Annotated in this window: 23 protein-coding genes and 1 pseudogene; 16 read left to right on the top strand and 8 right to left on the bottom strand. The window is 62.1% G+C overall.

Translation table 11 applies throughout. The features are described from left to right. Window positions 1–73: 73 nt before the first annotated feature. A complete protein-coding gene (locus tag GR198_RS30605) occupies window positions 74–1,357 on the bottom strand; it encodes a D-alanyl-D-alanine carboxypeptidase family protein (protein ID WP_029872700.1) in 1,284 nt (427 codons plus the stop codon). Between the two features lie 261 nt (window positions 1,358–1,618). Here GR198_RS30605 and GR198_RS30600 point away from each other — a divergent pair, with 261 nt between their 5' ends. Continuing rightward, the gene (locus tag GR198_RS30600) at window positions 1,619–2,656 is read left to right on the top strand and encodes a polysaccharide deacetylase family protein (protein WP_029872699.1); all 1,038 of its coding nucleotides are present in this window, start codon (window positions 1,619–1,621) and stop codon (window positions 2,654–2,656) included. A 6-nt stretch (window positions 2,657–2,662) separates the two neighbouring features. Here GR198_RS30600 and pdxH read toward each other — a convergent pair whose 3' ends face one another. Continuing rightward, window positions 2,663–3,283, bottom strand: coding sequence for a pyridoxamine 5'-phosphate oxidase (gene pdxH / locus GR198_RS30595; protein ID WP_029872698.1), 621 nt, complete (start codon window positions 3,281–3,283; stop codon window positions 2,663–2,665). Window positions 3,284–3,348: 65 nt separating this feature from the next. On the opposite strand from pdxH, the gene GR198_RS30590 reads away from it, so the two are divergent. The 4 genes from GR198_RS30590 to GR198_RS30575 all read left to right on the top strand — a co-directional run bounded on the left by GR198_RS30590 (window position 3,349) and on the right by GR198_RS30575 (window position 6,856). Next, window positions 3,349–3,807, top strand: coding sequence for an RT0821/Lpp0805 family surface protein (locus tag GR198_RS30590; RefSeq protein ID WP_029872697.1), 459 nt, complete (start codon window positions 3,349–3,351; stop codon window positions 3,805–3,807). Between the two features lie 277 nt (window positions 3,808–4,084). Beyond that, window positions 4,085–5,302, top strand: a complete 1,218-nt coding sequence (locus GR198_RS30585) for a J domain-containing protein (RefSeq protein ID WP_029872696.1) — start codon at window positions 4,085–4,087, stop codon at window positions 5,300–5,302. 121 nt (window positions 5,303–5,423) lie between these two features. Beyond that, window positions 5,424–6,242, top strand: coding sequence for an enoyl-ACP reductase FabI (gene fabI, locus GR198_RS30580; RefSeq protein WP_003545976.1), 819 nt, complete (start codon window positions 5,424–5,426; stop codon window positions 6,240–6,242). Window positions 6,243–6,265: 23 nt separating this feature from the next. Then, the gene (locus GR198_RS30575) at window positions 6,266–6,856 is read left to right on the top strand and encodes a histidine phosphatase family protein (RefSeq protein ID WP_029872695.1); all 591 of its coding nucleotides are present in this window, start codon (window positions 6,266–6,268) and stop codon (window positions 6,854–6,856) included. Between the two features lie 82 nt (window positions 6,857–6,938). Here GR198_RS30575 and GR198_RS30570 read toward each other — a convergent pair whose 3' ends face one another. Continuing rightward, complete coding sequence (locus GR198_RS30570; RefSeq protein WP_003569889.1) at window positions 6,939–7,199, bottom strand: DUF1344 domain-containing protein; 261 nt, start codon at window positions 7,197–7,199, stop codon at window positions 6,939–6,941. Window positions 7,200–7,443: 244 nt separating this feature from the next. Here GR198_RS30570 and GR198_RS30565 point away from each other — a divergent pair, with 244 nt between their 5' ends. The 3 genes from GR198_RS30565 (at window position 7,444) to ribB (ending at window position 13,066) form a co-directional block, all read left to right on the top strand. Next, a complete protein-coding gene (locus tag GR198_RS30565) occupies window positions 7,444–10,623 on the top strand; it encodes a bifunctional diguanylate cyclase/phosphodiesterase (protein ID WP_029872694.1) in 3,180 nt (1,059 codons plus the stop codon). A gap of 228 nt (window positions 10,624–10,851) precedes the next feature. Continuing rightward, a complete protein-coding gene (gene aroC, locus GR198_RS30560) occupies window positions 10,852–11,949 on the top strand; it encodes a chorismate synthase (RefSeq protein WP_029872693.1) in 1,098 nt (365 codons plus the stop codon). A 13-nt stretch (window positions 11,950–11,962) separates the two neighbouring features. Then, window positions 11,963–13,066: a 3,4-dihydroxy-2-butanone-4-phosphate synthase gene (gene ribB / locus GR198_RS30555; RefSeq protein ID WP_027666665.1), complete on the top strand. Its 1,104-nt coding sequence runs from the start codon at window positions 11,963–11,965 to the stop codon at window positions 13,064–13,066. Between the two features lie 172 nt (window positions 13,067–13,238). Here ribB and GR198_RS30550 read toward each other — a convergent pair whose 3' ends face one another. Then, a complete protein-coding gene (locus tag GR198_RS30550; RefSeq protein ID WP_029872692.1) occupies window positions 13,239–14,429 on the bottom strand; it encodes a winged helix-turn-helix domain-containing protein in 1,191 nt (396 codons plus the stop codon). Between the two features lie 346 nt (window positions 14,430–14,775). Here GR198_RS30550 and GR198_RS30545 point away from each other — a divergent pair, with 346 nt between their 5' ends. The 8 genes and pseudogenes from GR198_RS30545 (at window position 14,776) to GR198_RS30510 (ending at window position 20,447) form a co-directional block, all read left to right on the top strand. Further along, the gene (locus GR198_RS30545; RefSeq protein ID WP_027666663.1) at window positions 14,776–15,450 is read left to right on the top strand and encodes an energy-coupling factor ABC transporter ATP-binding protein; all 675 of its coding nucleotides are present in this window, start codon (window positions 14,776–14,778) and stop codon (window positions 15,448–15,450) included. Beyond that, window positions 15,450–16,058, top strand: a complete 609-nt coding sequence (locus GR198_RS30540; protein ID WP_029872691.1) for an energy-coupling factor transporter transmembrane component T family protein — start codon at window positions 15,450–15,452, stop codon at window positions 16,056–16,058. Before GR198_RS30545 ends, GR198_RS30540 begins: the two co-directional genes overlap by 1 nt. A 27-nt stretch (window positions 16,059–16,085) precedes the next feature. Next, window positions 16,086–16,649: a biotin transporter BioY gene (locus tag GR198_RS30535; RefSeq protein WP_029872690.1), complete on the top strand. Its 564-nt coding sequence runs from the start codon at window positions 16,086–16,088 to the stop codon at window positions 16,647–16,649. Window positions 16,650–16,789: 140 nt separating this feature from the next. Then, window positions 16,790–17,332 (top strand): GXWXG domain-containing protein, encoded by a 543-nt coding sequence (locus tag GR198_RS30530; protein WP_029872689.1) that lies wholly within the window; start codon window positions 16,790–16,792, stop codon window positions 17,330–17,332. Between the two features lie 56 nt (window positions 17,333–17,388). Continuing rightward, window positions 17,389–18,180, top strand: a complete 792-nt coding sequence (locus GR198_RS30525; protein WP_029872688.1) for an alpha/beta fold hydrolase — start codon at window positions 17,389–17,391, stop codon at window positions 18,178–18,180. Further along, the gene (locus GR198_RS30520; protein WP_029872687.1) at window positions 18,177–19,316 is read left to right on the top strand and encodes a PAS domain-containing sensor histidine kinase; all 1,140 of its coding nucleotides are present in this window, start codon (window positions 18,177–18,179) and stop codon (window positions 19,314–19,316) included. The genes GR198_RS30525 and GR198_RS30520 overlap by 4 nt, the downstream gene beginning before the upstream one ends. Before the next feature lie 404 nt (window positions 19,317–19,720). Then, a pseudogene (locus GR198_RS30515) lies at window positions 19,721–20,059 on the top strand (adenylate/guanylate cyclase domain-containing protein); the annotation flags it as partial. A gap of 13 nt (window positions 20,060–20,072) precedes the next feature. After that, on the top strand, window positions 20,073–20,447 hold the full coding sequence (locus GR198_RS30510; protein ID WP_029872685.1) for a DUF3307 domain-containing protein: 375 nt from the start codon (window positions 20,073–20,075) through the stop codon (window positions 20,445–20,447). A 150-nt stretch (window positions 20,448–20,597) separates the two neighbouring features. On the opposite strand, the gene metG is transcribed toward GR198_RS30510, so the two are convergent. The 4 genes from metG to GR198_RS30490 all read right to left on the bottom strand — a co-directional run bounded on the left by metG (window position 20,598) and on the right by GR198_RS30490 (window position 26,792). Then, a complete protein-coding gene (metG, locus tag GR198_RS30505; protein WP_164070153.1) occupies window positions 20,598–22,142 on the bottom strand; it encodes a methionine--tRNA ligase in 1,545 nt (514 codons plus the stop codon). A 272-nt stretch (window positions 22,143–22,414) separates the two neighbouring features. After that, the gene (locus GR198_RS30500; protein ID WP_029872683.1) at window positions 22,415–23,761 is read right to left on the bottom strand and encodes an SLC13 family permease; all 1,347 of its coding nucleotides are present in this window, start codon (window positions 23,759–23,761) and stop codon (window positions 22,415–22,417) included. Window positions 23,762–23,856: 95 nt separating this feature from the next. After that, window positions 23,857–25,371 carry a malonate--CoA ligase gene (locus GR198_RS30495; protein WP_029872682.1) on the bottom strand — a complete coding sequence of 505 codons (1,515 nt, stop codon included), beginning with the start codon at window positions 25,369–25,371 and terminating at the stop codon, window positions 23,857–23,859. Next, window positions 25,368–26,792 carry a malonyl-CoA decarboxylase gene (locus tag GR198_RS30490; RefSeq protein WP_164070151.1) on the bottom strand — a complete coding sequence of 475 codons (1,425 nt, stop codon included), beginning with the start codon at window positions 26,790–26,792 and terminating at the stop codon, window positions 25,368–25,370. Before GR198_RS30490 ends, GR198_RS30495 begins: the two co-directional genes overlap by 4 nt. Window positions 26,793–26,897 lie beyond the last annotated feature (105 nt).

Genomic DNA, 26,897 nt, shown 5'->3' with positions numbered 1-26,897 from the left:
GAGACGCTGATTCCCAATGATTGTCCAGAACGGGATTGTCCAGAACGGGATTGTCCAGATCGCCGCGCGGCGATCAGCCGTGGTCCGGCAGCAGCATGCAGTCATAGGAGCGCTGCTTCAGCGCATCGCAGGCCGAGACGGCGGCATCCCTGCTGGCGAAGCCGACGAACCGGGCGCGATAGATCTTGTTGGCGCCCTGCCCGACCGCCTCCGTATAGGGCGAAGCGGACACGAGCGGCGCGCCGCCTTCCGACTTCGCCTGGGCGAGAAGTGCACGCGCCGCATCGGCACTCGGTGCGGCCGAGATCTGGATCTGCCAGTCGCCATTGGTCTTCTCTGCCGATGTCTTCGGCGTCTTGCCGGCGTTCAGGATCTCGTCCATCGCGACGGGACGCTCCAGCGGCACGACGGCATCGTCGGCATAGGCAAGGCTTTTGGCTGCGAGATCGTCGGCCGGGCGCGGTGCGTTGAGCGGCACGGGAACATCGGAGGCCTCGGCGGCGGACGCGACTTCGACGGGTTCCCTCGCGCCGACGCTCGCCATCAGCCTTGCGCCGCCGGAAGACGAGGCACGGCCGAGATAACGGTCGAGCAAACCAGCCATCTTGGCATCGCGGCTGCGGGCGGTGCGGCCGCCGAGCACGACGCCGACGACGCGGCGGTTGCCGTCTCTGACCGCACTGACGAGGTTGAAGCCGGAAGCATTGGTATAACCGGTCTTGATGCCGTCCATGCCCTGGTAGCGGTACATGAGATTATTGTGACCACGCACCGTCCGGCCGCGGAAATTGAAACTTGCCGTCGAAAACAGCCGGTATTCGTTCGGATAATTCTTCATCAGCGCGATGGCGAGCGTCGACATGTCCCGCGCCGTGGTGACCTGGCGGCCGTCCGGCAGCCCGGATGCGTTGACGAAGACGGTGCGGCTCATGCCAAGCTGGCGGGCTTTGGCCGTCATCACCCGGGCAAAGCCGCTTTCCGAGCCGGCGAGCTTCTCGCCCATGGCGGAGGCGGCATCATTGGCGGATTTGACGATCATGCCATAGACTGCCTCGCGCACGGTGATCGTGCCGCCCGCCTTGACGCCAAGCTTGGTCGGCGGCCGGGAGGCGGCGTATTTCGACATCCGGATCGGGGTGTCCCAGGTGATCTTGCCGCGCTTCAACGCCTCGAAGGTGAGATAGAGCGTCATCATCTTCGTCAGCGAGGCCGGATGGTTCAGCGTATCGGCGTTTTCGGAGGCGAGAACCTTGCCGGTCCGGGCATCGAGGATCAGCGAAGCGTTGCCGGCAAGGGCCGCAAGCGGCGCCGAAACGGCAAGCGTTACGGTCAAAACAGCCGCCAAAAGCTTTCTCATGCACTTTCCCCTCATACCCTGGCCCCTCATACGCTGGCCCTGATGCGCAGCCCTTGATGCGGGCTCTCGGTCAGACCGGCATTTGTGCCGTAATGTGACAGAAGCCGCAAGTTTGGCGCGACTTTGAGGCAACGCCTATCATTTTTCTAGTCTTTTCATCGTCTTGGTAAACAGGAAATGAAAGACCCGTGCCGGATCGGGATTCAGCAAGGCTTAAGTCGCACTTGCTAGTTTCCGGAAAAGGCAAGGGAAAAGCGCCGCATGACGGGACAATTCAAGCGATTGGGCAAGCGACTGGCGATCGGCGCCGGGCTCGAATTTTCCTGGCTGCTCGCGTCAGTCGGACTGATGCGCGAAGCACGCGGGCGCGGCGTCGTCTTCACCCTGCATCATGTCCGCCCACACCTGTCCCAGGCTTTCGAGCCGAATGCGCATCTCGAAATCACCCCCCGTTTTCTCGACGCGGCGCTGCGGCGGCTGCGGCGAGAGGGCTACAGCTTCGTGCCGCTCGATCAGGTGCCGGTGCTGCTGGCGGAGCCGGAAGGCGCAAAGCCCTTCGCTGCCTTCACGCTCGACGACGGATACAGCAACAATCTGGAACATGCGCTGCCGGTGTTCGAGCGGCATCAGGCGCCGTTCACAGTGTTCGTCGCCAAGGGTTTTGCCGAAGGCTCCCACAGCATCTGGTGGGAGACGCTCGCCGTCCTCCTGCGCCGGCCAAGCGAAATCCACTTCGATTTCGGCCACGGCAGAGAGCGCCTGGCGCTCGACAGCCCGCAGCAGCAATGGCATGCCTTCGACCGCTTTGCCGCCTATGTCCACGGCTCCGACGAGGCGCGCGCCGTCGCCGCCATCGATCTGCTGGCGCGCGAAAACGGCATCGAGCCGACGGATATCGTCCGCGAACTGGTGATGGGGCCTGGCGAATTGCAATGGCTGGCGGCACATCCGCTCGCAACGCTCGGCGCCCATACGATCAGCCATCGGGCGCTCGGCCGCTTGCCGGAAGCCGAAGCGCGAATCGAAATGCAGGTTTCGGCGGATTACGTCGAGGCGGTGACCGGCATCCGTCCCGAGACGATCGCCTATCCCTATGGCACGCCGGCGGCTGCGACCGCCCGGGAGGCGCGCCTCGCTCGCAATCTCGGCTTTACCCTTGCGGTCACCACGCAGCCCGGGCTGCCGTCAGCGCGGCTGACCGGCTATCTCCCGCGCATTTCGCTCAACGGCTTCTACCAGAAGCGACGCTACGTCTCGGCGCTCGCCTCCGGCATACCGCTGAAGCTGATGGGCAGGTAAAGCCCGTTACGGATACATCCGCACCTTGTCCCATTCGCCTTCCGGCGACGGCCGGCGAAATTCGACCCGGTCATGCAGGCGGAATTTCTGGTCCTTCCAGAATTCGATCGAGGTCGGGCGGATGCGGAAGCCCGACCAGTGGGCCGGGCGCGGAATCTCGCCGATGGCATAACGCGCGGTATATTCGGCTACGGCCTTTTCCAGCGCGAAACGGCTTTCGAGCGGGCGGGATTGTCTGGAGGCCCAGGCCCCGATGCGGCTGCCGCGCGCCCGCGTCTTGAAATAGTCGTCGGCTTCGGCATCGGTGACGATCTCGACGGGGCCGCGCAGCCTGACCTGACGACGCAGGCTTTTCCAGTGAAAGCACATGGCTGCCTTTTTCTGGCCCAGAATTTCGCGGCCTTTCTGGCTCTCGAAATTGGTGTAAAAGACGAAACCGTCTTCGTCGAATCCCTTCAGGAGAACCATGCGGACATTGGGAAGACCATCCTCATCGACCGTTGCCAGCGCCACCGCATTGGGGTCGTTGGGCTCGGAAAGCTCGGCTTCTTTCAGCCATTCGGCAAAGAGCTTGAAGGGCTCGCCACTTTCGGTAAAGTCACCGCTTGTTAACTCGTTTGCCGACATATTGGTTCAAATGCCCCGGATTATTCAAAACTCGCCCAGCTTTTGATAACTGGACAGGATGCAGGGTGGAAGTCATAACAAAGTCATCTCGCCATACAAAGGGCCTGCGGCGACGCAGCAGTGTGTTCTTCGTCATCGGCGTCGCGATGTTGTCGCTGTCCGGCTGCGTCGGCGGCGGCATGGATTTCCTGAGTGAAGCCAAGGTCGACCGGTCGGTGGCAACCGGCACCGTGCCGCAGACGCCGCCGAGCACCGACACGCTTTCCGACGAAATGACCGTGCGCAACGCCGTGACCTCGGCCGACGTGCAAAGGCTCGAGGGCCAGCCGCTTCCCTGGGCGAACGCATCGACCGGCAGTGCCGGCGTCATCGATACGATCGTCGAGAACAACGAGTCCGGCCAGGTCTGCCGCCAGTTCCGCACGACCCGGCATTCCTATGTCGGCATCGCCAAATTCTACGGCAAGACCTGCCTCGTCGGCGGCGGCAACTGGCAGCTTCTGAGCTTCCAGCCCGAGAGCTGATCTTCCTAAGGTCGTTCAAAATATGACAGCGTCCCTTTGCGCGTTCGAAAAGACGCGGGGCGCGCCCTCGCCAACAGGTTAACGCGCGACCGCTTTCTGCCGAATGCTTAGCAAAGAGCTAACCATTCACCGCGAAACACCTCACATCTCGTCACAGAAATAACAAGTGATTAGCAACTCCGCCGCAGGATCGGCGTTGAGAGTGGCTGTTCCTGCCTTTGCGGCGGGTGACGCCACACACGTTTTATTGGACGGGGATGCCGGGCAAGGACGAGGCTTGCCGCATCGCAACACCGGCGGTTTTAACATGCGCGATCCTTACAAAATTCTGGGCGTCAAGCGCGACGCGGCAGCAGACGAGATCAAGGCGGCTTGGCGCAACATGGCCAAATCTGCCCATCCCGACCACAATCAGGACGACCCGACGGCGACGGCCCGGTTCGCCGAGATCGGCCGCGCCTATGAAACCCTGAAGGACCCGCGCAAACGCAGCCTGTTCGACAATGCCCTGCGGATGGCGGAAGCCAAGAAGCACGAACAGACGATCATGCAGCAGCGCCAGGCCGCCCGCGAGGCGGCCGTGCGCGCCAAGGCGGCGCAGGCCAATGCCGAGCGCGTGATGGAAGAGCTGGCGCGCGCCGCCCAGAAGGCTGCCGCCGACGGCTCCAGGCAACAGGCAGGTTCCGCTGAGGCGGCCGACGAGATGGTGGATCGCATTTTCGGCGCCCAGGCGCGCGCGGCCGGCGGCGGCCAGGCGCAGGGTCGCGCCCAGCAGACGCAATATCAGCAGGCTCAATATCAGCAGACACAAAACGCCCAGGGCGAGGCCGGCAAGCGCATGGATGGCGATGCCGCCGAGGCCGAGATCAAGGGCGACGAGGAAGCGGGCGAAGCTGGGGCAAATGCCGCCGCCAACCTGTCGCTGCCGCTCAGCATCCTGACAAACCTGGTGCGCCGTTTCACCGGCGCCAAGGATACGGGCCTCGATAAAGCACCGGATGAGGTGACGACGGCGACGGTCACGATCGACGACGTGTTGAAGAGCGGCTGGATTACCGCGTCGCTGCCTGAGGGCCGGGAAATCGGCTTCGCATTGCCGGCAGGCACGACGGACGGTCACGAGATCAGGCTCAAGGGACAGGGCTTCAAGCTGCCTGGCATGCAGCGCGGCGACGCCGTCATCAACATTCGCATCGCGCCCGATCCGCGCTTCACGGTCGATGATTTCGATCTGCACGCAGTGCTGCCGCTCAGCATCGAAAATGCCGTGCTCGGCACAGAGGCGCGCATCGAAGGGCCGAGCGGGCCGCTGAACGTGACGATCCCCGCATGGTCCGGCTCGGACAAGACGATTAGAATTCCCGGCCAGGGATTGCCCCGCGAAGAGGGCGGCAGAGGCGATCTGGTCGTCGAATTGCGCATTATCCTGTGGGAAAAACCCGACGACAAAATCACCGATCTCATGCGGAGCATGCGCGAAGGCCTGTTCCTATGAAATTTTTATGACATTCGCACCCTTTATTACGATCCCTAACAGTTGATGATCCCGGCCAAGCTTGAACCGATTAACGGCCTATGCCATAGGCAGGATCGATTAGAATCCTAGGGAGCGAAATATGGCTCAAGCATCCGGCCTCATGGCAGGCAAACGCGGCGTCATCATGGGTGTCGCCAACAATCGCTCGATTGCGTGGGGTATTGCCAAGGCCATTCATGCGCAGGGCGGAGAAGTTGCGTTCACCTATCAGGGCGATGCGCTGAAGAAGCGTGTCGAGCCGCTCGCCGCCGAAATCGGCGCGACGCTCGTCGGCCACTGTGACGTCGCCGATGAAGCCACCATCGATGAGGTTTTCGGAAACGTCGAAAAGCTGTGGGGCAAGATCGATTTCCTCGTGCATGCGATCGGCTTTTCCGACAAGGACGAGCTGACCGGCCGCTACGTCGATACCTCGGCCGACAATTTCGCCAAGACGATGCAGATCTCCGTCTATTCCTTCACCTCGGTCGCACGCCGCGCCGAGAAGCTGATGACGGATGGCGGCGCCATGCTGACGCTGACCTATTACGGCGCCGAAAAGGTGATGCCGAACTATAACGTCATGGGCGTCGCCAAGGCCGCGCTCGAAGCGAGCGTCAAATATCTCGCCGTCGATCTCGGACCGCAGAACATCCGCGTCAACGCGGTTTCGGCCGGACCAATCAAGACGCTTGCCGCCTCCGGCATCGGCGATTTCCGCTATATTCTGAAGTGGAACGAATATAACGCGCCGCTGCGCCGCACCGTCACCATCGAGGAAGTCGGCGATGTCGGCCTCTATCTCCTGTCGGACCTGTCGCGCTCCGTCACCGGCGAAGTGCACCACGCCGACAGCGGCTATCATGTCATCGGCATGAAGGCGGTCGACGCGCCCGACATTTCCGTCGTCAAGGACTGATTTCTCCATAGGGATGCGAGACCGTGCTTATCTACGTGATCAGACACGGCCAGACTGACTGGAATGCGGAGCGCCGTCTGCAGGGTCAGAAGGATATCCCGATGAATGCCACGGGCCTGGAACAGGCCCGGCAGAACGGCGTCGCGCTGGCGGAGATTCTGGGCGACACGGTCGACGAATTCGATTTTGTCACAAGCCCGCTCCAGCGCACGCGCGCGACGATGGAAATCATGCGCACCGCCATGGGCCTGCCGCCGCTTGCCTATCGCACCGATCCGAGGCTGGTGGAAATTTCCTTCGGCGACTGGGAGGGCTCGACGATCAAGGAGCTGAAGGCGACGCAGCGCGAGCGGGTGGCGGAACGCAACGCCTCGAAATGGGATTTCATCCCGCCCGGCGATGACGCGGAAAGCTACGAAATCCTCTCCTGGCGCACTGGCTCTTGGCTGAACTCCGTCGTTCGTCCGACGGTCTGCGTGACCCATGGCGGCGTCATACGCACGCTTTTCCAGACGATCGCCGACCTGCCGAAAAGCACCGCTGCGGAAGGCGCGATCCCGCAGGACCGGATCATCCGGATCGAAACCTCGGAGCGGACGATCGCCTGGCTGTAGGTATTGCAGGACGCCTGGCCGCAGTGTTGGTCGGATTGGGATACGAGCGAGTTGTTCGGCCCAGGAGATAGCCGAGACCTGCCTATTTAACGATATCGAGATCGTTGATGACGCGTTTGCCGTCGACCTCGGTATAGAAGACGATCACCTTCACACCGGCTTCGAGGCCGTCGAAATTGAATTCCTCGGGCGCCTGATAGGTCTTGCCGTCGTCGAGCGTCAGGACGAGGTTGGCCGTGTCGACCTTCTTGATCGTCGCTTCGACATCGGCGCTCTCGGCAAAACCGCTCATCGGTGACAGGAAGCTTGCTGTTGCCAAAAGCGTGGCGACGACGAAACGCATGGCGACAATCCTTTTAAGACGCTGCACGAGAACATGACTGGCCACAGATAAGCTCCTGAATATGGCGAAAATTGCCCGTAAGAATGGCTTTTCCCGCCCAATTGATGAATAGGATTTTAAATATAATCAAGATGGTGCGTTAATCCGCGGTTTTTCCCTTCCCGCGATCTCTCGGCATCGCTGGCGGGCAATCGTAAATTAACCCGCGCGCCCTACAGTTGCTCGTCAACATGGGGGTTTCATTTTGTTATCCAGGCTTAGCGACAGCAAGCAGTTGCGGCGCGTGTTGAAGAATAGCCGCGTCTCGTTTCTGGTTTCGTCGCTTGTCGCCCTGGTCGTCATCATGGTCGGCTTCGGGCTCGACCAGGCCAATACTGCGTCTCATGTGCGCGAACTTCATATCCGCACCGAAAACGAGACGAACCTCATCCGCGCCCGGGTCATGGCCGAGATCAATATGGACCTCAGCGTCGTACGCGACCTGACGAACCTGATCTCCGTCAGCGCGGCAAACGGAGAGGAGATGGAGCGCCAGATCAACTGGCTGCTGATCCAGAACCCGTCTTTCATTCATATCGCCGTCGCGCCTGATTTCATCATCCGCGACATCCACCCGGCGCAATCCGGCAATGAGCGGATCGGCCGCGACGTGCGCGAGGCTCTCTTCTTTCGCCAGGCGATGACCGGCGCAACCGGCAATCAGTCGGCGCGCTTCTACGGCCCGATCAGCACCGAAGGCCGGGACGCCTTTGCCATCTTCTTCCCGGTTTACGTCAAGGAGAATGGCCAGCGGCGGATCTGGGGGGCGGTCGAAGTCGCCATCGACCAGACGATGTTCTACCAGGCGACCGGGCTGATGCCGGCGCGCGACCGCGAAAACCAGGAGCGCTATCCGCATCTCGGCCATCTTTCGATCGCCATTCGCGATATCGGCTCGCCGACCGCCGCCAAAGCTCCTCCCCCCGCACCGTTCTTCGGGTCCTCCGATATCGACGGCAAGGATCCGATGCGCCAGAAGATCGGTTTCGCCGGCGGCAAGTGGGAGCTTTCCGCTGTCCCGAACAGCGGCTGGAACGCGATACCCGAAAACCGCACCGAGCTGCGCCTGATCATCGTTGCCGCCGGCTTCATCATCATCGTGCCGATCTTCTTCGCGACCCTGCTGCTCGGCGAGCGCAATCGCAACATCACCGCGCTGGAAACGCGCGAGGCAAAATTGCTGGAACTGTCGCAGCGGCTCAACCTGGCGCTGGAATCCTCCAATATCGGCATCTGGGAGCTGGAGGATCATTCGAGCAGCCTGCTCTGGGACGCGCGCGCCGCCGCCCTGCACGGCAAATCGGCCGAAGAGGGAAGCCGGGCGCTCGACGAATGGCTGGCGGCGATCGTGCCCGCGGACCGTGAAACCGCCGAAGTGCATTTCTTCAGCTGCAGCATTGCGGGTGCCGCCTGCACGGCGCAGTACCGGATCCTGCTTGCCGACGGCGGCATCCGCCACCTGCGCTCGGTCGGCGCCTTCTATACGGATGCCGGCGGCGTCAGCAAGACGATCGGCATCGTCTGGGACGTGACCGCCGATGCGGAGATCACCGACACGCTGCGCAAAGCCAAGGATACGAGCGAGGTCAAGAATGCCGAGCTGGAGCTGGCGCTTGAAGAGCTCTCAAGCCGCGAGGGGCAGCTCGCCGAGCTTTCCAGCCGGCTCGACCTGGCGCTCAATTCCTATCAGTGCGGCATATGGGAGGCGCGGCCGGGCCTCGGCGGCTCGATCTGGAACGAGCGGATGCACGAGCTCTATGGCCTTGTGCCGCGCAACGGCTTCATGACCGAAGAGACCTGGCTTGGCTGCATCCACCCCGAGGACCGGGCTCTCGCGCTCGAAAGCGCGCGCCACTTCAAGCGCAACGGCGACACGCACACCCTCGTCTGCCGCGTGATCGTCGACGACGGCTCGGTGCGCTATGTGCGCTCGGTCGGCAAGGTCCACCAGACGGGGACCGGAGAGATGAAGATCATGGGCATCGCCTTCGACGCCACCGAAGACGTGCTGATGACGATCCGGCTGAAAGCGGCCAAGGACGAGGCGGTCGCCAAGAATATCGAGCTCGAGCTCGTCAAGAACAGGATCGAGCACAATTCGCTGCATGACCCGCTGACCGCACTCGCCAACCGCCGCAAGCTCGACATCGCGCTCGAAAATCTCACCCAGGACGGCCGTCAACAGCGGCAGAAATTCTCGATCCTGCACATCGACCTCGACCGCTTCAAGGACATCAACGACACGCTCGGCCATGCCGCCGGCGATGCGATGCTGGTGCACGCCTCGAAGGTGCTCGCCAAGAATGTCCGCGGCAGCGACATCGTCGCGCGCATCGGCGGTGACGAATTCGTCATCCTCGCCCTCGACGTCGGCGACAAGGAGATGGCGCAGCTTTCGACGCGGATCATCGAGGAGATGCGCCAGCCCATCGATTTCCAGGGGTTTTCCTGCCGCTGCGGCGTGTCGATCGGGATTGCGCTCGCCAACGGCATCCATGTCGATGCGCGCAAGGTGCTGATCAATGCCGACATCGCGCTCTATCGCGCGAAGAGCATGGGCCGCAACCGCTTCGAATTCTTCAATCACAATCTCCAGGCCGATATCATTAACACCAAGCGCACCGCCGACGAGATCCTCGCCGGCATCGACAATGGCGAATTCACCGCCTGGTATCAGCCGCAATTCTGCGCCCGGACGATGGAACTGACCGGCGTCGAGGCGCTGGTGCGGTGGAAGCACCCGTCCAAGGGGCTGCTCACGCCCGACAAGTTCCTGCGCATCGCCGACGAGATCAATGTCGTGCAGATGCTCGACCGGATCGTGCTGGAAACGGCGCTGCACGACAAGATGCGCTGGACGGCGCGCGGCATTGCCGTGCCCAAGGTCTCGGTCAATGTTTCGGCACGGCGGCTGCATGACGGCAGCCTGTTGGAATCACTCGCCGACCTGCATATCCGCCCCGGCGAAATCTCCTTCGAACTGGTGGAATCGATCTTCCTCGACGAGAGCGAGGACGTCGTCTCGCAGAATCTCGAGCGCATCAAGGCGCTCGGCATCGATATCGAGATCGACGATTTCGGCACCGGCCATACCTCGATCGTCAGCCTGTTGAAGCTGAAGCCGAAGCGGCTGAAGATCGACCGCCAGCTGGTGCAGCCGATCGTCAATGCCTCGCAGGAGCGCGCACTCGTCAGCTCGATCATCGAGATCGCCCGCTCGCTCGGCGTCGAAACGGTGGCCGAAGGGGTGGAGACGGCGGCCCATGCCGCACTGCTGCGCGATCTCGGCTGCGATATCCTGCAGGGCTACGCCTTCTCGCGGCCGCTCTCCTTCGACGATTTCTCCAACGAAGCCACAGGAGCGGGGTGGCGGCTGGCGTCCTGATCGCCGCCTGCCGATCGGCCTCGCCCTGCCCCCTCCCCGCCTGCGCAGAGAAAATGGCGGCAAGACGCCCATCCCTGGCAACGAACGGAAACAGCATTTCCCGAGCTGCCGGTTTGGCGCAAAGAAAGGCTTTTGCCTCGGCGGTTTTTTGGCCTATGAGTGTCGCGCCTTTTCAAGCAATGGCGCGGCCGGCAGCGATCGGCTTTGGCGCGCCACCGGTCGGAACACATGTCGCACAATACATTCGGTCACCTCTTCCGCGTAACCACCTGGGGCGAAAGCCATGGTCCGGCGCTCGGCTGCGTCGTCGACGGCTGCCCTCCGGGGCTCAGCTTCAAGCTCGAGGACCTGCAGGTCTGGCTCGATAAGCGCAAGCCCGGCCAATCCCGCTTCGTGACGCAGCGGCGCGAGGACGATCTGGTGAAGGTACTATCAGGCGTCATGCTCGACGCCGACGGCGAGACGATGACCACCACCGGCACGCCGATCTCCATGCTGATCGAAAACACCGACCAGCGCTCCAAGGATTACGGCGAGATCGCCCGGCAATACCGCCCCGGCCATGCGGATTATACCTATGACCTCAAATACGGCATTCGCGACTATCGCGGCGGCGGCCGCTCCTCGGCGCGCGAAACCGCCGCCCGGGTTGCCGCTGGCGGCATCGCCCGCCTTGTCGTGCCTGGCGTCACCGTGCGCGGCGCGCTGGTGCAGATCGGCAAGCACAAGATCGACCGCCGCAACTGGGATTGGGACCAGGTCGGGCAGAACCCGTTCTTCTCGCCCGATGCCGCAATCGTCCCGGTCTGGGAGGAATATCTCGACGGCATCCGCAAGAACGGCTCCTCGATCGGCGCCGTCATCGAAGTGATCGCCGAAGGTGTGCCGGCCGGCCTCGGCGCGCCGATCTATGCCAAGCTCGACCAGGACATCGCCTCGCTGCTGATGTCGATCAACGCCGTCAAGGGCGTCGAGATCGGCAATGGTTTTGCCGCCGCCGAAACGTCAGGCGAAGACAATGCCGACGAGATGCGCATGGGCAATGACGGTACGCCGATCTTCCTTTCCAACAATGCCGGCGGTATTCTCGGCGGCATCTCCACCGGGCAGCCGGTGGTGGCGCGTTTTGCCGTCAAGCCGACCTCGTCGATCCTGACCGAACGCCAGTCGATCGATGCGGAGGGCAAGAATGTCGATATCCGCACCAAGGGCCGGCACGACCCCTGCGTCGGCATCCGCGCCGTGCCGATCGGCGAGGCGATGGTCGCCTGCGCCATCGCCGACCATTATCTTCGCGACCGCGGCCAGACCGGCCGTCTGAAATAGGAGCGCTCGCCCCATGTCTTATGACCAGAAGCGCGTCGTCGACGCCATCCGGGCCTTCGAGGCCGGCGAGATGGTCGTCGTCATGGACGACAATGACCGCGAGAACGAAGGCGACCTGATCGTCGCCGCCGTGCATTGCACTCCGGAAAAGATGGCCTTCATCGTGCGCCACACCTCCGGCATCGTCTGCGCGCCGATGCCGAAGGAAGAGGCCAAGCGCCTCAACCTCAACGCCATGGTGGCGGAAAACGATTCGGCCCATACGACGGCCTTTACCGTCTCGGTCGATTTCAAGCACGGCACGACGACCGGTATCTCGGCCGACGACCGGACGCTGACGGTGCGCAACCTCGCCAATCCGAATGTCGGCGCTTCCGATTTCGTCCGTCCCGGCCACATCTTCCCGCTGGTTTCCCGCGAAGGCGGGGTGCTGATGCGCTCCGGCCATACCGAAGCCGCCGTCGACCTCTGCAAGCTCGCCGGCTTGCCGCTGATCGGCGTCATCTCCGAGCTGGTCAACGACGACGGCACCGTGACGCGCGGCCCACAGGTGGTCGACTTCGCCGCACAGCACGGGCTGAAGCTCGTCTCCGTCGCCGATCTCATTGCCTACCGCCAGCGCAAGGAAACGCTGATCGAACTCGGCACCAGCTTCGACATCGAGACGCCGTTCGGCAAGGCCAAGGCCCATACCTATTCCCTGCCCTGGGACCCGATGCAGCATCTCGCCGTCGTCTTCGGCGACATCCGCGACGGCGTCGACATCCCGGTGCGCCTGCATCCGGAGAATGTCGCCGAGGATCTCTTCGGCAAGAACAGCCCGGTCGATTTCTACATGCAGAAGATCGCCGAGCAAGGCCGCGGCGTCATCGTCTATCTGCGCGAGGGCTCCGTCGGCGTCGGCCATCACGACAACGGCCGCAAGGCCCGCAACCAGGGCCGCGAAGCCCATGCCGAAGCCCAGACGCGCGACAGCGAATGGCTGGAAATCGGCCTCGGCGCCCAGATCCTCAAAGATCTCGGCGTCAGCTCGATCAAGCTGCTCACCAGCCGCGAGCGCCACTATGTCGGCCTCGAAGGTTTCGGCATCAAGATCAGCACGACGGAGATCTGCTAGAGCACTCCTCCTCTTCTCCCCAGCGGGGAGAAGATGTCCGAAGGACAGATGAGGGGGTGAGCGACGTTTAGGAGCGAGTGCACTGAGCGCAAGCGAAGGGCAATATTGAGCGGCGTGCCATGAGGCCCCCTCATCCGGCTGCCGCCACCTTCTCCCCGCTGGGGAGAAGGGATTACCCTCTCCACCCCTCCAGAAACACGACCTTCTCCACGCCGGCAAACCGCGCCAGCCGCTCCAGCTCCGCTTCCAGCCTCTCCAGCCGCCCGGCCGATGGCTTCACACCGGGCTCCAGCCAGAGCCGCTTGACGTCGAGCGTCGATTTCTTCCGATCCGCCTTCATGTCGATGCGGCCGATCAGCCTGTCGCCTTCGAGCAGCGGGAAGACGTAGTAGCCATATTCGCGCTTCGGCTCGGGCACGAAAATCTCGATACGGTAGAAGAAGCCGAACAGGCGTTCGGTGCGGTTGCGGTCGCGGATCATCGGGTCGAAGGGGCTGAGCACGCGAATGCGCGGCGGAGCGCCGGGGTAAGTGTCGAGCGTCGAGAGGAAATCGGCAAAAGCCCAGGATGGGCGCGCCTTGCCGCCGAGCGCCGGTTCGATCAGCACTTCGATCAGTTCGTCGCGATGGGCTGATACCCAGGCCTTGGCCTCATCGGGCGAGACCAAGTTCCAGAAGGCCGATATCTCGCCATGGGTGGCGAAGCCGAGCCGGGTAAGCGCGCTGCGGCATGCCCAGTCGACGAATTCCTCGCGGCTCACCTCCGGCTCGCGGAACTCGGTCGGGATGACGCGCTCCGCCAGGTCATAGATCTTCTGGAAATTCGAGCGGCCGGCGATGGCGAATTTGCCGGTGTGCCAGAAATATTCGAGCGCCGTCTTGTTCGGATGCCAGTTCCACCAGCCGCCGGAAACGTGGCCATCGGCCTTGATATCGCGTGAGAGGATTGCGCCGTCGCGCTCAACGCGCTCATAGGTCTCCGCGAACGCCGCCTCGAAGCCCTCGCCGCGCCATTTGCGCCAGCGTTCGATGAGCACCGTCTCCTGATGAAGGAACTTGTGCTTCCAATAGACGAAGAAGGCGCTCGGCAGGATGGAAGCATCATGCGTCCAGTGCTCGAACAGCGCACCGTCCTTTTCGAGCAGCGCCGTCAGATGCTCGCGCCTGTAGGTCTGGTTGCGGGAAAACAGGATCTGATGATGCGCCCGCTCCACCGTCTGGATGCTGTCCACCTGGACGAAACCCAGCTCATGGATGAGCTGCAACAGGCCGGCCTTGGTCAAGGCGCGGTTCGGCGGAGCGCTGAGGCCCTGCTTGGCAAGGAAGACACGGCGGGCGTCGGAATTGGAAAGCAGATTCGTCATGGCCACATCATAATCCGGAAAATCTTCCTAGCCACCCGATATCGACCCAATATCGACAGCGAGATTTGCACTTTCATCATCACGGGTTCCCCGTATAGAAGCACTGCTGTCAGGTTGGCGCCAATGGCTGCCCCTCACCCTAACCCTCTCCCCGCCTGCGGGGAGAGGGGACGTGCCAAACGCAGCGTCGAGGTTGAGGGAGCCGGTGCAGCATATCCCTTCTCCCCGCGAGCGGGGGTCCGAAGGACGGGTTGAGACACGTGGCTCGACCCAGGCAGAGGTGCCGGCAGGCGGATGAGGGGCCGGCATCGGCAATCTCCTCCGGTGAAAAGTGCGAGGGATTGGTTTGGATATTCGTTTCGAAGGTGCCGGGGTCAGTTTCGGGGCACGGGTGGCGCTGCAGCCGCTGACGCTTGGCATCAGCGGAAAACGCATCGGCGTCATCGGGCTGAACGGCTCGGGCAAGACGACGTTCGCGCGGTTGATCAATGGATTGGCCAAACCGTCGGTCGGCCGCGTCACCGTCAACGGCCGCGACACGAGCGACGAGAAGACTGCGGTGGCCGATGTCGGTTTCATTTTCCAGTCACCGCAGAACCAGATCATCCTGCCGATCGTCAAAGACGACATCGCCTTCGGGCTGAAGCGGCGCGGCTTCACCAAGGCGGAAATCGAGGCGAAGGTCGAGGGCGTGCTGGCCCGCTTCGGCGCCGAGGCGCTGGCCGATCGGCGCGCGCATGAGCTTTCCGGCGGTGAATTGCAGGTGGCCGCCCTCTGCTCGGTGCTGGCGACGGGGCCTGGCATTCTCATCCTCGACGAACCGACCAACCAGCTCGACCTCAAGAACCGGGCGCTGGTCGAAGGGATTATCGCCGGGCTGCCGGAAAGCGCCATCATCATCACGCATGATCTGGAGCTGATCGCCGATTTCGAGCGGGTGCTGCTGTTTCATGAAGGGCAGCTTGCCGCCGATGCGCCGGCTGCCGAAGCGATCGCCCGCTACAAGGAGATCGCCGCCTGATGCAGTCGCTCTATGTCGAAGGCAACAGCGTGATGCACCGGCTTTCGCCGCGGCTAAAACTGTTGTCGCTGACGATCTTCGGCGTGGTGCTGTTCATCAGCGGGAACCTCATCCTGCTGTCGATCGCCGTGCTGCTGACGGCGGTTCTCTACCGGATGGTCGGGCTGCCGCTTGCCGATGGGCTCAGGCGGCTGCGGCCGATCTTCCTGACGATCGCGGTCGTCGCACTCTTCAACCTGATCTTCAATCCCTGGCAGGAGGCGCTCGTGCCCCTGCTGCGGCTGACGGCGCTGATGCTGCTTGCCGCCACCGTAACGGCGACGACGTCGATCACCGAGTTCATCGACGAGGTGACGGCGCTTGCCCGCCCGCTCGAACGCACCGGCTGGGTGCAGGCCGACGATATCGGCCTGGCGCTCGGGTTGGTGCTGCGTTTCGTGCCGGAGATCGTCGGCCGTTATCAGGCGATCCGCGAGGCGCACAAGGCACGCGGGCTGAAGGTGCGGCCGGCGACGCTGCTGGCGCCGCTGATCATCCTGACCCTTAAGGATGCGGATAATATCGCCGCGGCGATTGACGCGCGCGGCATTCGGCGGCATGTGAGTTAACGATTGATAAACACGGAATTCATGATGATGAGCACCCGCGACCTCGTTCTTACCGCCCTCTTTGCCGCGATCATCGTGGCGCTCGGCCTGCTGCCGCCGATCTCGCTCGGTTTCATTCCGGTGCCGATCACCGCCCAATCCCTCGGCGTCATGATGGCCGGCGTCGTGCTCGGCGCCCGGCGCGGCGCGATTGCCGTGCTGATCGTGCTGGTGCTGGTGGCGATCGGCCTGCCGGTGCTTTCCGGCGGCCGCGGTGGGCTTGCCATCTTCGCGTCGCCAACGGCCGGCTTCCTGATCGGCTGGATCTTTGCCGCCTTCGTCACCGGCTATCTCAGCGAGCGGCTGGTCAACCATCAGCAATCCGGCCTGGTACAGACGGTGAGCTTCTTTCTCGCCGCCATGGCCGGCGGCATCGTCGTGCTCTACGCCTTCGGCATCACCTATCTGGCGACCGTCGCCGGCCTCGGCTTTACGAAAGCCTTCGTCGGCTCGATGGCTTTCATTCCCGGCGATGTGATCAAGGCTTTCGTCGCAGCCCTGCTCGGCCGCGCCGTCATGGTCGGCTATCCCCTGCTACCGTCACGCGCCTGACGCATAAGAGCGGTCTTGTCTGGCGAATGCCCCAACGACTTCCCTGGGCCGTTGGGCTTGAAGACGTAGAGCCGTTTACCAGAAGCCGCTTCCGATCCGCATGAACGGGAACTTCCAAACCTTCTTTTCATTTTTCTGCAATGACCGTCCCTGAAGGAGAACCCATGCGAGGCGACCAGCAGGAGGAGATGGCTGCCTGGTTCCGGTCGCTGGAGCCCGTCCAGCCAAAGGACATGGTCGGCCTTTGGCGCGGCGTCGGCATTACGTCGGGTCATCCACTGGACGGCGTGCTCGAGAATCTCAACTGGTTTGGCAAGCGCTTCCATTCCGGCATGCGGGCGGACGCCCTGCTCTTCCAGTGGAGACCGGGCCGCCTCGTGCCGATCGAGCCAAATTTCTTCCCTATTGGGCTGGCGATCAAGATGGCGCCCCTTGGCCGGACGTTCGTCGCCCGCCACTGCTTCTCCTACCTGCAGAAGCTGCTTCGAGCCAGAGGCACGACAGCTTCATTGAGGCTTCAGGCCCTCGACGGCGTCGAAACGGCTGCGATGGTCTACGACAAACAGCCGATCGTGGACTACTTCCGGAGGATCGACGATGACGAGATTGCCGGAATGATGTGCGTGCGCGGCGATCCTCGGCGGTTCTTCTTCAAGCTCCGGAAAGTGCTGGCGCCTGAATGATCTTTCCTCAATCCAAGACAGCCTGAACATGCTATGAAAGCAGGGAAGAGGACGAGATGACCGTCATCGATCGAAATCATGTTCAAATCCGGGGCGATGGCCAGCGTGCGATGATCTTCTCGCATGGCTTCGGCTGCGACCAGAATATGTGGCGCTTCGTGGCACCGGCTTTTGAGGCCGACTTCAAGACAGTGCTGTTCGACCATGTCGGCGCGGGACGATCCGATCTTACGGCTTATGATGCCGGGAAATATTCTTCCTTGTCGGGTTATGCGGATGACCTCGTGGAAATTTGCCGCGAACTTGGCTTGACGCAAACGGTCTTCGTCGGGCACTCGGTCAGCGCGATGATCGGCGTCATCGCGTCGCTGCAGGCACCGGAACTGTTTGAAAGCCTGATCCTTGTCGGGCCGTCGCCGCGCTATATCAACGACGGTGACTATATCGGCGGTTTCAGCGCGGCAGATATAGACGAACTGCTGACGTCGTTGGACGACAACCACATGGGGTGGTCTGCCGCCATGGCGCCCGTCATCATGGGCAATCCCGATCGACCGGAACTCGGCGAAGAGCTGACAAATAGCTTCTGCCGCACCGATCCTGAGATCGCCAAGGCCTTCGCACGGGTGACATTCACGTCGGACAATCGCAGCGACCTTCCTGAAGTCACTGCCAGAACGCTGATCCTTCAGTGCCGGAATGATGTCATAGCCTGCGAGGAGGTCGGCGAATTCGTCCATCAGCAGGTCCCAAACAGCCAATTGGTCGTGTTGAATGCGAGTGGCCACTGCCCTAACCTCAGCGCTCCCGACGAGGTCATATCTGCAATCCAGCGGTTCGTCCGATGACCGGTGCCGATATGCAGGTCGCCATGCCGGCGGAAGACCTCGAGGACTTGTACGAAAACGCGCCATGCGGCTATCTTTCGCTGCAGCCGGACGGGCGCATCGTCAAGGTCAACAGAACGCTGTCGACCTGGATCGGCATCCCTGCCGAGCAGCTCCTCGGCAAACGACTTCACGACCTGCTCAACACCTCGGGCCGGATATTCTACGAAACCCATTTCGCGCCTTTGCTGCGCATGCAAGGGTTTTTCAACGAGGTTGCCCTCGATCTTGTCACAGTGGACGGCAAAAAGCTGCCCGTGCTCGCCAATGCCATGGAAAGACGTGCAGAAGACGGTGCCCTGCTTTTCACCCGCGTGACGATGTTCCAGGCTGCCGAGCGTCGCCGTTATGAGCGGGACCTGGTCGATGCGCGCACAGCCGCCGATGCTGCCGGCGCCACCATCAAATCCAAACTCGCCTTCGAACAGCAAACCGCCGAGTTGCGGGAGGAGTTCATTGCTGTTCTCGGCCACGACCTGCGCAACCCGCTTGCCTCGATTGCAGCCGCGGCGCGTATGCTGCGAAAAGAGAAGCAGACCGATCGGGCGATTAAAGTTCTCGATTTGATGCAGGGTAGCGTCGTTCGCATGTCCGCCCTGATTGATAACGTCCTCGACTTCGCGCGCGGACGATTGGGTGGCGGCATCACGCTCGATAGGCGGGCGGAGCATCTCGAGCCGCTCTTGCGGCAAGTCATCGAAGAACTTCGCTTCAGTCATCTCGACCGCGCAATTGAGGTGACGATCGAATTCGATGGGCCGATAAACTGCGACAGCGGCCGGATCGGCCAGCTGGTGTCCAATCTTCTGGGAAATGCCCTGACCCATGGCACACCGGACGAACCCGTGCGGCTATCGGCGGCAACTGTCGACGGAAGGTTGGAGCTCTGGATCGCCAACGGCGGCGCTCCGATTTCCAGCGATGCGATGACACGGCTTTTTCAGCCTTTCTTCACAGGCGAAGCCGGCACAAGTCAAAGAGGATTGGGGCTGGGTCTGCACATCGCCTCAGAAATCGCCCGCGCCCATGGCGGGACGATCACGGTCAGTTCCGATGACAAGGAGACGCGCTTCACCTTTGTGATGCCGTTGGATTGATCCGGGGCGCACAGCCGCGCCGGAATCCGGGCAACAAAAAACCGCCTTGAGGCGGTCGGGCATTCTATCGATTTGAGTTTGATTTAGTCTCCTCCTCCACCATCTCCGCCGCCGCCATCACAGCCGCCGTCGCTTGAGGCATCGAACCAGCCTCCACCTCCATCGCCGGAGCTTCCTGAACTGCCTGACCTACGCTTGGTGTTTGCGGTGGTCTGGGCAGTGCGCCCTCGTGCTGCCCCGGTGATCAGGGCATACAGGACAAAGCCTGCGATGAGCATGGTAGTCATAAGAAATATACTCAATCAGTCTCCTTCGTTTGTTTCAGGAAATCTTGTTTCCTGATTAAAATAGTAGATTATTTTCCCGCTCTCGAAAATAGCCTGAATATGAAACTTTCATGACATTCTGGGGCACCGCGATCCGCGATGCATGCCATCCCGCCGCTCGCGTCCCAGCATGACGCGGTGCGGGTCAGGATCGGCATCAACAGCGGGACGGCACTCGTCGGCAATATCGGCTCGGCCGAACGCCTGAATTACACGGCGATTGGCGATGCCGTAAACCTCGCAAGCCGCCTGGTCGGCGTCGCCAAAGACAAAGGCGTTGAAATCGTGTTGAGTAGCGAGACGTTGGAACGGGCAGACGGGCGGCTCGATGCCCGCTCACTCGGAAAGACGGTGGTGCGCGGCAAATCGCAACCGGTGCCGATCTTTACCCTGGACCGGAAATCGCCCCCGATTTGAGGGAGGAGGGATCATGGAAAGTGCACCTTCCCTTATTGGCCTACTCGCCTGGCTGCAGGTCAAGCATTTCGCCGCCGACTATCTCTTGCAGTCGACCTGGATTCTGCAGGGCAAGGGCGACATCCGCCATCCGGGCGGCTATGTCCATGCAGCGATCCACGTCGCAGGCACCCTTCCGGGATTGTTTTTGTTCGGGCTCGATGGCGTGACGGTCGCGGTCTTGGCGCTAGGCGAATTTCTAATTCACTTCACCATTGATCACTTAAAGGCCGTTCACTCGCGCCGCCATCCGGCTGCCGTGACAACCCGTCCTTACTGGGCCGCGCACGGAGCCGATCAGTTATTGCATCACTTGACCTACACTGGGATTTTGGCTGCCGCGATGTGATCGAAGACAGAATTTTAGTCGATCCTACAGATCATGCTGGTGTTTGCTGTCAGTGCGATCCGGACGAGGATGAATACCCTCTCCTGCCGCCTCCAGACAGGCTTGAACTCTGCGCTGCCTCAGTTGCAGCGCAGAGGATCTCGGGCTGCTTCAAGCTGCCGCGCGTTGCGGAAAGAGCACGGCTTGCGGAGCGGCTTTGGCCCCACCGACCATCAAGGGGTCCCGATAGAGGCGAGGAGATGGTATTCCAAGCCTCGAATGCAGCGTTGCGGCCGAGCTTGGCAGGAACGGCAGGAGGCAGCGGGCAACGACCGCAAGGCCGTAGACCTGCTCGGCCAGGCAAGCGCCGAGGCGCGCAGTGGTCGCCTTCCGATCCTCCGGCGAGAGATCGGCAAGCAGGGCTTTCGCATCCGCCCACGGCGCGCCTTTTGTAAACCGCCTGTTCGCCTCGCCGACAAACGCAAAAATATCGGCGAGGCCGACATGGAGCTCGCAGGCATCGAAGGCTTCAGCCACCTTCCCCGGAAGGCGGGCAGCCTCGTCTACGAACGCGCTGTCCGGCACAGGCGGAACGATTCCGCTGAATGACGTGGACAGAAGCGCAAGCACCCGGTTGGCGAGGTTTCCGAGTTGCCCGGCGAGCTCGCCCGACCACGCGGCTTCGAGACGCTCGGCGGAGAAATCGCCATCGTCTCCCGAGCGTATATGCCGGAGCAGGTAATATCGCAGCGCGTCCGGCGTTGCGTAGGATTGGATGATGCGTTCCGGATCGATGCCGTTGCCGGCGGACTTGCCGATCTTCCTGCCGTCCACCGTGACGTAGCCGTGCACGAGGATCGACGATGGCGGCGGCAGGCCTGCGGACAAGAGGATGGCCGGCCAGTAGATGGCGTGGAACTTGGAAATACCCTTGCCGACGACGTGGATGCGTTGGCCGTCGTTCCAATAGCGCTGCAAGAGGGTTTCATCGAAGCCGTGGCTGAGACCTGTGAGATAGTTTGCAAGGGCATCGAACCAGACATAGACCACCTCATCTCCATCGGGCACGGGAACGCCCCAGCCTCGCGCCCGCTCCGCGCTGCGCGACACGCTGATGTCGGTCAGGCCACGCCGCAGCAGGGCAAGGATTTCGTTGCGCCGATGAGCCGGGACGATCCGAAGCTCGCCGGTCTCGACCAGCTCGATGAGCCGGTCGCCGTAACGGGAGAGACGGAAGAACCAGTTCTCTTCACGGATGGTCTCAAGGGCAATGCCGTGTTCCGGGCAGCGCCCGTCATCGAGTTCCGACGGCTCGTAGAACTGCTCGCAGCCGACGCAATAGAGACCCTCATATGCCTTGCGATAGAGGTCGCCATTGCCTGCGCATGCCCTCCACAAGGCGTGAACGCAGGCGATATGCCTTGGATCGCGGGAGGTGCGGACGAATTCCTCGTTGGAGATATCGAGCAGGCCGCCAAGGTGCTCGAACCTGTCCGCATTCGCATTGACGAAGTCCTTGACCTGCACTCCCGCGGCTTCCGCCGACCCGACATTCTTCAGGCTGTTGTCGTCGGTTCCGCACTGGAACCTGACGTCATGGCCGAGAAGGCGGAAATGGCGGGCATAGGCATCGGCCTGGACCAGTTCGAGGGCAAAGCCCACATGCGGCGCGGCATTCACATAGGGGATCGAGGTGGTGATGTAGATCTTGTTCATCGGTGTTCCTTTCGAAGGCTGTTTGCCCCGCGAGACGGATCGACCCATGAAAAGACCGCCTCGAGGGCGGTCGCTGGTGCATTCTGGACGCACGAAACCCGCCACGCTATGAGCGCGGCATCATCATCACGAAAGTGCTGATCACGGTGTTGTCCATGCAAATTTCCTAGCATCAAGGGAAGTTTCGGACAAGCGCGCTCTTTGATCCGGATGCGTTGGCCGCCGCGGGCCATGACCTGCGGCGGAAAGCGATGGTTCCTGGCAGCCGGTCGTCACACCAGCCCGGACACGACGAACACTAACCAGGCGACGATCGGGCCGATGATCGCGATCAGCGCGCTGTATATCAGCAGCTGTCGCAGCACCTGCTCTCGCCTGTCGTCCGGCGCGTTGGCGACCACAAGGGCGCCATTGGTGGAAAATGGGCTGGTATCGACGATCGTCGTCGAGATCGCGATCGCCGCGACCACGCCGATGGCGCTGACATGTCCTTGCAAGAGGAATGGGACGGCAAGCGGGATGATCGCGCCAAGCAGCGCGGTCGAGGATGCAAAGGCCGAGACGATGGCGCCGGTAAAGCAAAGCAGGAGTGCTACCAGCAGCGGCATGCCGAGACTGGATATGCCGTTCGCCACGTAGTCGACCGTCCCGGCCTTCTCCATGACGCCGACATAGGTGATGATGCCTGATATCAGCAGCACGGTCGACCAGCTGACCTTGTCGATTGCCGCCTTCTGGGTCTTCGGTGACAGCAGCGCCAAGGCGACAGCCACGGTCATGGCGACGAGGCCGACGTTGAACTTGAAAACCAGGGCGCCGATGCCGAGCGCCGTCAGGCCGATCAAGGTGGTAATTCTCTCGTTGTTCAGGCGCAATGTCGTCGCGGTATCAGCCGCCGTGCCATAGGCATGCTCCCTGATCGGTTTTGCAGGCGTGCCGCCGTGACCTCTGATCGACTCCGATACGCCCTCGGGATGGAGTTCGGGCAAGGGGCCAAATGATGCGGGTTCTTGCTTCATCACCCTGGCGCCGCCGAAAATGAAGAAGACCAGCACCGCGATCGCCAGGTTGAAGAAGAAGCTGGAGAGAAACAGCGAGGTCGGCGCGAAAGGCAGGCCGGCCTTCGCAACGATCTGGTTGGTGATACCGCCATAGATGCTGATCGGCGAAAAGCCGCCCGCCTGCGCGCCATGGATCACCATCAGGCCCATCATGACCGGGTGAATGCGGTATTGCACGGCAAAGCTCAACGCGACGGGCGCGAGAATGGCGACCGCGGCAGGCCCAAGTGCACCGAAACCGGTAATGATGGCGGCGACCAGGAACATCACCCAGGGAATCAAGCCGATCCGCCCGCGCACCAGGCGGACGGCACATTCGACGAGCCAGTCGATCGTGCCGTTGATCTGCGCTATGGCGAAGAGGTAGGTGACGGCGACGAGCGTCAGGAACAGATCACTCGGAAAGCCGGCAAAAATATCGCTGGTTTTCATCCCGATGATCATCGAGCCGAGCACAAAGGCGCCGGCAAAGGCGAGCGCGCCCATGTTGATCGGCTGGATCGTCGCAATGATGAACATAGCGACCAGCAGGCCTATGGCCAGTAATTCAATACCCATGATTCCCCTCCCTCCGACGCCTCCAGCGCCGTAGTTGCTGTTTTAAGATCGATGCTGGATGTCGACGCACCCTCCTCCCAGAGGGCGCGGTCGCCTTACCTCCTGGTGTAGAGATCGGCGTATTGCTGCCGCAGGATGTTCTTCTGAACCTTACCCATGGTGTTGCGCGGCAGGTCGTCGGCGAAGATGATGCGCTTGGGTTGTTTGTAGCGGGCGAGACGGTCCTGGAGGGCGCTGACGATGGTCTTTTCATCGAGGACAGCGCCGGGCTTGCACACGACGACGGCCGTTACGCCTTCTCCGAAATCGGGATGCGGCACACCGATCACAGCGCTCTCAACCACACCCTCGATCTGGTCGATCTCGCCTTCGACCTCTTTCGGATAGATGTTGTATCCACCCGAGATCACCAGATCCTTGCCGCGACCGACGATGTGGACATAACCTTCCCGATCGATCTTGCCGAGATCGCCGCTGATGAAGAAACCGTCGGCGGTGAATTCGGCCGCGGTCTTTTCCGGCATGCGCCAATAGCCCTTGAAGACGTTCGGTCCCTTGATCTCGATCATTCCCGTCTCTTCAGGTGGCAGCACGAGCCCGGTGGCGGGATCGGTGACGCGCACCGTCACATCAGGCAGCGGGAAACCAACCGTTCCGGCAATCCGTTTGCCCTCATAGGGGTTGGACGTGTTCATATTGGTTTCCGTCATGCCGTAGCGCTCGAGAATGGCGTGACCGGTACGCGCCTGGAACTCGGTATGGGTTTCTGCCAGCAGGGGAGCCGAACCGGAAATGAAGAGGCGGATGCTGGCGACCGCCCCTCTGTCGAGGCGCGGGCTTTGCAGGAGACGCACGTAGAAGGTCGGCACGCCCATCAGCATCGTTGCCTCAGGCATCAGCGACAGGATCTCCTCCGGATCGAACTTCGACAGCAGGAACATCGAGGCGCCGGCGAGCAACGTGACGTTGGTGGCGACAAACAGCCCATGCGTGTGGAAGATCGGCAAGGCATGGATCAGCCGATCGCCGGCGCTGACGCGCCAATAGTCTCGCAAGGTCAGGGCGTTCGAGAGCAGGTTCCCATGCGTGAGCATCGCCCCCTTGGAGCGTCCGGTCGTTCCCGACGTGTAGAGGATCGCAGCCAGATCATCCGCGGAACGCGAGGCATCGACAAAGTCGGCCGGCTCATCGCGTGCGAGATCCAGCAACGAGCCGCTGCCGTCGGCATCGAGCGTTTCGACGATTGCGCCGTGAGGCTTGGAGATTTTCTCCACGCCCTCTCTCGCAGCCGACGCAACAACCACCAAACGCGGCTCCGCATCGCCGACAAAATAATCGAGCTCAGCCAGCGTATAGGCGGTGTTGAGCGGCAGGTAGACGGCGCCGGTTCGAAGACAGGCGAGATAGAGGATCAGTGCCTCGGCACTTTTCTCGACCTGCACCGCCACCCGGTCGCCGGGGCGAATGCCGAGCGTGTCCATCGCGCCGGCAATGCGGCCGGAAAGAGCGAGCGCGTCATCATAGGTCCATGTGCGCGTGCTATCGATCCGGATGAACGGTGCGTCACCGGGCGCAGCCATCCGCATGGCGTCGAAAAGATGGTTGCTCACTTTCGCCCTCCTCCAAGCGTTGAGTTCATTATCTGTGCGAATGGCCGGGAGCCTTGCTGGCCATTGCCGCCGCGGCGGCTTTCGTCGTTCTGGTTGAGCAGGCTCTTGACGGCGGGCGAGGCAATCACTTCGCCGCGCTGCGCCAGGGCCTCGTGGTTGGCCACGATGTCGTCGAGCTTGTAGAGGTAGTTGACCATCAGGCCGTGGGCCTGCTGCATCGCCTTGCTCGAGCGGTCGCCAAGAAAATTCAGTCTTTCCAGTCGAGCGCCGTTGCCGAGATGGAAGCGGGCGACAGGATCGATGGGGCGGCCCTCCGGCGTCCGTTCGGTCAGGAAATAGCGCGCGGCAAGAGGCAGCAACACGCGCTCCACTTCGCTCGCCGTATTCTCGTTGTCAGGCCAGCTCGGATCGTTGAGCAGCATCAGCGTTTCGCGGGTCGCTTCCGGCAGCAACCGGTCGGCGGCCGAGGCACGCGCCTTGGCAAGCCAGCGGGCAAAGCCTGGAACGGGCGACAGCGTGACGAAATTCTTCAGGCCGGGCAGGTCTCTGCGCAGGTCTTCCACGACCTGCTTGATCAGGAAGTTGCCGAACGAGATTCCGCGCAAGCCATCCTGGCAGTTGGAGATCGAATAGAAGACAGCCGTCGTGGCCTCGTCGGCATTGATCTGCTCCCTGCCCTCGACGAGCACATCTCCGATCGCGCTGGGCACGGATCGTGTCAGCGCCACTTCGACGAACACCAGCGGCTCGTCGGCCAGTCGGGGGTGGAAGAAGGCAAAGCATCGGCGGTCGGCCGGTGCCAAACGACTGCGCAATTCCTCCCAGCCGGCGATCTCGTGCACGGCCTCGTATTTGATGATCTTTTCAAGAATGTAGGCCGGCGTCGACCAGTCGATGGGGCGCAGCGTGAGAAAGCCGCGATTGAACCAGGAGCCGAACAGATGCGTGAAGTCGGCGTCAAGCGCGTGATATCCTGCGGATTGGTCTTTGGAAGCAAGCAGCTGCTCACGCATCCGGACAAGCTTGGCGGTGCCGTTCGGCGCGTGATTCAATCGGCGCAGAAGCTCCTGTCGCCGCGGCTCGGCTGCCTGGTGGAGCGCGATGATCGCGGCAGAGCTTTTGTCGGTGCGGTAATTTTCGATCGCCTGGTCGAGCTTGGCCGTGTCGGGCCCGAACTTTTCATGCAGCATATCGAGGAATGCCTGCGCGCCCTCGCTCTCGAGCGCGCCCCAGCGATCGAGTATCTCGGCCGCAAACGCCATGCCCGAGGCTTCGCCCCGGCTCGACAGCAGCATTTCACAGAGTGTCTGGAGATCGGCCTTGGCTGCGACCTGCGTGGCGCGGGAGCCGGAAAACAGAAGCTGGCGTCCGCGATCCGTGATGCTCTGCAGCATGTCGGTGAAGAAGGAAGCCTCAGACATGCCATTCTCCTCTCTTCTACCGGCCGGCTGGGTGCGGACCGTTTGACGGCTGCTTCCCATCGTCGGGTTTCACCGGTAGTATGTAGAATGCCACTCTTCGTACAC

It is taken from the genome of Rhizobium leguminosarum (assembly GCF_010668065.1).
Classification (GTDB): Bacteria; Pseudomonadota; Alphaproteobacteria; order Rhizobiales; family Rhizobiaceae; genus Rhizobium; species Rhizobium leguminosarum_S.
This window is presented reverse-complemented; position numbering and strand designations above follow the sequence as displayed.